This is a genomic window from Armatimonas sp., assembly GCF_043760365.1.
Lineage (GTDB): Bacteria > Armatimonadota > Armatimonadia > Armatimonadales > Armatimonadaceae > Armatimonas.
The window spans coordinates 1-4261 of the sequence record NZ_JAYUPA010000607.1 but is presented as its reverse complement, the minus strand read 5'-3'; the positions used below and the strand labels follow the sequence as shown (position 1 = coordinate 4261).

General features: G+C 59.4%; 5 protein-coding genes. All 5 read left to right on the top strand.

Features of this window, described 5'->3' with window-relative positions; translation table 11 throughout:
* The coding region (locus tag ACH2EH_RS13970) for an HAD-IIIA family hydrolase (RefSeq protein WP_395142656.1) at window positions 1–323 on the top strand (323 nt) is incomplete at its 5' end.
* A 3-nt stretch (window positions 324–326) separates the two neighbouring features.
* The gene (locus ACH2EH_RS13965; protein ID WP_395142655.1) at window positions 327–896 is read left to right on the top strand and encodes a hypothetical protein; all 570 of its coding nucleotides are present in this window, start codon (window positions 327–329) and stop codon (window positions 894–896) included.
* 31 nt (window positions 897–927) lie between these two features.
* Complete coding sequence (locus ACH2EH_RS13960; protein ID WP_395142654.1) at window positions 928–1209, top strand: NIL domain-containing protein; 282 nt, start codon at window positions 928–930, stop codon at window positions 1207–1209.
* A 113-nt stretch (window positions 1210–1322) separates the two neighbouring features.
* Complete coding sequence (locus ACH2EH_RS13955; protein ID WP_395142653.1) at window positions 1323–1733, top strand: Hsp20/alpha crystallin family protein; 411 nt, start codon at window positions 1323–1325, stop codon at window positions 1731–1733.
* Between the two features lie 38 nt (window positions 1734–1771).
* A partial coding sequence (gene lon, locus ACH2EH_RS13950; protein ID WP_395142652.1) for an endopeptidase La occupies window positions 1772–4261 on the top strand: 2490 nt, incomplete at its 3' end.

Sequence of the window (4261 nt, the reverse complement as noted above, 5' to 3'; positions counted from 1 at the left end):
CCGTGACCGCGAAGCTACGCGCCGAGGTGCCACTCGATGCGCTCTACTACTGCCCTCACCTCAAGAGCGAGGACTGTGCCTGTCGCAAGCCCAAACCCGGCATGCTGCTCCAAGCTGCCCAGGAACATGAGATTGATCTGAGCGCCTCTGTCTTTATTGGAGACACTCCCACCGATGCCCAGGCTGCCCAGGCCGCTGGGGTTCTGTTTGTGCTCGTTCTCACCGGCCAGACCAAAGACGCTACAGGATTCTCGCCCACACCAAACGCCGTCGCCCAAACTCTCTCCGAGGCTGCCGAGTGGGTGCTGGGACGTGTACAATAGCGTATGTCTGCGCCGATTCGTTTCTGGGGAAGGGTTGTCTCGCTACGCCCACGGCTGGTTCTGACCAAGTTTGAGGGCACCACGGAAGCGAGCTGTCCGGGCTACATCCTGACACTGGAGGGGACACTGACCGAGGGCATGGCCGCGCCTGTCGGGAAGAGCTTCACGGTGGCGATTGGCCCGGCGACCATGCAAAACCGGGAGATTGCGCTGGGGGATCTGCTGCGCGGCGATGCCCACCCCGTTCCCGAGGGGCTCCCCGACACGCCCGCGGAGCTCTACAAAGTGGGCGTGCTGCGCCTGATTGCCCGCACAGAGGCTCCGATTGCGCTCGATCCCCCACGCACGGATGCACCGCTGAGCGCGGATGCGGTCGAGAAAGCGCCCCGTCGTGCGCTGGCGCTCAAGTGCCTGCTCTCCGAGCGCGGGAGCTGCCGCGACTGCTCCCACGCTGTGCTGGCCTGTGTTGTGCGCCTCACCGACCCACGGAACTACCGCACCGGGCGCTGGACACAAGTGCCCGCCTGTCTCGGCCCGGAAGACTGCCCCCATTTTCTGCCACGGGAAGATTAGGGTACGAAGATTAGGGTACAATGGGCTAATTATGACTGGCAGTGCTGTTTACAACCTCACTTTCACGCGCGAGATGATGGACACCCCGATCCTAGGGACTATCTCACGGCGTTTTCGTATTTCCCTAACTATCCGCCGTGCGATGCTCTCTGAAGAGGGAGGAATGGCCGAGGTGACTTTCTCGGGACCCTCTGAGGAGATCGAGCGGGCCATCGCGGATCTGCAGACCTTTGGAGTAACCACACAGGGACCATTGGAGATCCTGGTCGGGGCCACGACCGGTGCGATCCCCAACCTTGGCCGGGGAACCTAGCGCTTGCTACGGACAAGAAAAGCCGGGGAACTTCCCCGGCTTTGTTTATTTTTCGTTATGTTACATTAGTGTGGAACACTCAAGTAAATTCTGATGTATAAAGAAGTGAAGCTATGACAAGATTTACCGAAGATGCCCTACGCGCCTTTCTGGATAACCAGGGAGGAGTGACAAGGTTCTGGCAGCCTGCCGCCGATGTTCACGAAACCCGGGATGCGCTCGTTATTAAACTTGAGATCGCGGGAGCGACAACGGAGACACTGTCCGTCACGCTCTCGGGAGATGGGCGGCACTTGACGGTGGCGGGGTCGCGGGGGGAAGGAAGCGGTGAAGTAAAAACACTGTGCCATCAGCTAGAGATCTACTTTGGCCCCTTTGAGCGCACCTTCGAGCTTCCTGAAGATTTCCGAGTGGATCGGGATGCCATCACGGCGACACTGAAGAATGGCTTTCTGACCATTCGGCTTCCCGAGCGCTCTTTTTCCGCAATGCCGACGCGTAAAATTCCGATTTCACAGGGTTAGATTTTCATTGCACTGGGTAGAAAGGAGTCACAAAACAAATGGACGAAATTAAAACGAACGTGATTGAGGAGCTGGAGAATGTATTTGATCAGCTCAATACCGAGACTCAGGAGACGCCACACATACCGGATGAGCTGAACCTCTTGCCTTTGCGGGATGCGGTCATCTTCCCCGTGCTCGTCGCTCCGATTGTGGTGGGACGCGAGCCCTACATGCGCCTGATCTCCGACTCGGTGCGCGATGGCAGCCGAATTATTGGGATTGTGACGCAGCGCGACCCCGCGACCGAGCAGCCTGGCGTGGGAGATATCTACCCGACAGGGGTCGTGGTGACCATCCGGATGATGAACCGCAACCGCGATACCACCCAGCTACTGGTGCAGGGAATCCAGCGCTTCCAGATTGTCGAGGTGCTTACCGAGGAGCCGTATCTGCGCGCCAAGGTCAAGCTGATTGAGGAAGCGATCACTCTCAGCGACGACGAACAGCTTCAGGTGGAGGCGCTCCGCCGGGAGCTCGCGGGCACGTTTGGTAAGATTGTTGAGCTGAGCAACGGTGATATGCCCGATCACTTCAAGGAGATCGAGCAGGTCACGCCCGTCTGGACCATGACCGACATGATCGCCGCTCACGCTCGGCTCAGCACCGCGGAGAAGATTCAGGTTCTGGAGACCTTTCCTTTAGTCGAGCGGATGGAGCTTTTGCATAGCATGCTCATGCGCGAGGCCCAGATCATGGAGCTGGGTGCCAACATCCACAGCCAGGCCGCAGGCGAGATGAGCAAGGCCCAGCGTGATTACTACCTGCGCGAGCAGCTCAAGGTCATTCACAAGGAGCTCGGTGAAGGCGATGAGCGAGGCCGCGATGTGGAAGAGCTGCGGGAGCGCCTCGACACCGCACAGCTTCCCACTGAGGCCCAAAAGGAAGCGGATCGGGAGCTGGAGCGTATGGCACGCATGGCCTTTGGCGCACCCGAGTACACCGTCGCACGTACCTACCTCGATCTAATGGCCAGCCTGCCATGGGCGAAATCTACCAAGGACAACCTGGATATTCCCCATGTCAAAGAGATTCTCGACGACGATCACTACGGGCTAGATAAGATCAAAGATCGGTTGCTGGAGTTTTTAGCTGTCCGTAAGATCAAGCAGGAGCGCGGTGAGCCCGTGCGCCAGCCGATTCTTTGCTTTGTCGGGCCTCCCGGGGTGGGTAAGACCAGCCTGGGCCGCAGTATCGCCCGAGCGATGGGTCGTGAGTTCTACCGGCTCTCGCTGGGCGGCGTGCGCGATGAGGCCGAGATTCGGGGCCACCGGCGTACCTATATTGGGGCCATGGCAGGGCAGATCATCACCGGGCTGAAGCGCGCGGGTACTAATAACCCGGTCTTCTTACTCGATGAGATTGATAAACTTGGGCACGATCATCGAGGCGATCCGAGCTCGGCACTGCTGGAAGCGCTTGACCCTGAGCAGAACTCGACGTTTCGGGACAACTATCTCGACACCCCTTTTGATCTCTCGAATGTGCTCTTTATCACCACGGCAAACGGGCTGGAGGCGATTCAGGGGCCGCTGCGGGATCGGATGGAGATCATCGAGCTGACGGGCTACACGGAGCAAGAGAAAGTGGCTATCGCACGGCAGCACCTCGTGCCCAAGCAGCTAGGCGAGCATGGGCTGACAGCGGAGCAAGTCACGATCAAGGACTCCGCACTCTACGCTCTGGTGCAAGGGCACACCCGCGAGGCGGGGGTTCGTAGCATGGAGCGCCAGATTGCCGCAGTCTGTCGCAAGGTCACACGCCTCTTCGCCGAGGGCCGCACAGAGCCCCTCACTGTGGATAAAAACACGGTTGAGGAGTTCCTAGGGGCACCCCGCTATGAGTTCGAGGAGCTTGACGATATCACAAGCATTCCTGGGGTGGCGACCGGCCTGGTCTGGACCCCCGTGGGCGGCGATGTAATCTTCCTTGAGGCGCAGAAAATGGAGGGATCCAAGACTCTCCAGCTCACCGGACAGCTTGGCGATGTCATGCAGGAGTCGGCAAAGGCTGCCCTGAGCTACATTCGCGCCAATGCGAACGAGCTGGGCATCCCGGCTAACTTCTGGAACGAGACGGAGATTCATATCCATGTTCCGGCGGGGGCAACGCCTAAAGATGGCCCGTCGGCAGGCGTGACTATGACTACGGTGATCACCAGCTTGCTCACGGGTCGTCGGGTGAAGCCGCGCCTAGCAATGACGGGTGAAGTGACTCTCACCGGGCGGGTTTTGCCGGTGGGAGGCATTAAGGAGAAGGTTCTGGCGGCGAAACGCTCGGGGGTCACGACCGTAATTCTGCCTGCGCGTAATCGTAAGGATCTGGAGGAGGACATTCCCGCTGAGCTGCGTGCGGGCATGACCTTCCACTTCGTGGATGCTGTTCGCGACGTTCTGGAACTTGCTCTGGAGCCCGTGGACAAGCCCCGGCGGATTCGGGTGAAGTCCTCGACGGAAAAAACCGTGTCTGACCCGCTTCCGATCGCGCCG

What these genes read in the sequence shown, in the direction of transcription:
- ACH2EH_RS13955 (WP_395142653.1), top strand. Translation starts at nt 1,323, where the DNA reads ATGACAAGATTTACCGAAGATGCCCTACGCGCCTTTCTGGATAACCAG.
- ACH2EH_RS13960 (WP_395142654.1), top strand. Translation starts at nt 928, where the DNA reads ATGACTGGCAGTGCTGTTTACAACCTCACTTTCACGCGCGAGATGATG.
- ACH2EH_RS13965 (WP_395142655.1), top strand. Translation starts at nt 327, where the DNA reads ATGTCTGCGCCGATTCGTTTCTGGGGAAGGGTTGTCTCGCTACGCCCA.